General features: G+C 41.4%; 1 protein-coding gene. It reads right to left on the reverse strand.

What is annotated here, in order from left to right; all coding sequences use genetic code 11:
* Positions 1–707 (reverse strand): IS4 family transposase (locus H5058_RS18120; RefSeq protein ID WP_259398654.1); only part of this gene is annotated, 707 nt, incomplete at its 3' end.
* Between the last annotated feature and the right edge of the window lie 51 nt (positions 708–758).

A 758-nucleotide genomic window follows, 5' to 3' on the forward strand; every position in this document is an offset into this window, starting at 1 on the left:
CCCCACAATTCTTGCCTTATCATATCCGGCCTTTTTGAGCGTAGGATATAGTTTGAGTGCAACATTGTTTGTTTTATTTCTCGATATCCTATTTCTATTTCCCAGCGATGCATGTACAAATCAGCGATTTCTTTTGATGGGTAACGCATTACATCAAGCATTGATGTAAGAATCTGATACTGCTTATTATTATGCGTGTAAGTAAGCAGCCGAGCTTCTATAAACTCTGGCAAGTCAGTAAACTTTTTTCGCGCTTGTGGCGATGTTTTAAGACGCACTAACTGGTCATTTTTACTCATTTTCTTTATGGTATCAACCGTTAAGCCTTTTCTGACAGGTATCATCCAGTGCCTTTCAGTCCCTGCTTGGTGCCAACGATGCAAAAGCCCTAATGAATAATAACCGCGATCAAATAAGGTTAATGAGTTATCCGGTGTACCTTCAATGAGCTCTTCAGCGAGTGTCATTTCTCCTTGATGTTGCCCGTTAAAAGTACAATTAATGAGTTGATGGCTCGTTAGCTCCATGTGGCATACCATCCGAATTTGCGGATAGGTATTTTCACCATACTGGGTTGAGCCACACCCAAATACGTCTTTATTCTCTGGCGTATCATGTGTACGAAAAACAACGCCATCAACAGCTAATAGATTTAAGCCACAAAATGTATCGAAGTGGGCATGATTATAATGCCGTGACGCCATCATCTTGAAGACCTGCTCGACAGCATCTTCACCTAAGCGTTGTCTCGCTTGAAC

Source organism: Pseudoalteromonas sp. SR45-4 (genome assembly GCF_014163535.1).
Classification (GTDB): Bacteria; Pseudomonadota; Gammaproteobacteria; order Enterobacterales; family Alteromonadaceae; genus Pseudoalteromonas; species Pseudoalteromonas nigrifaciens.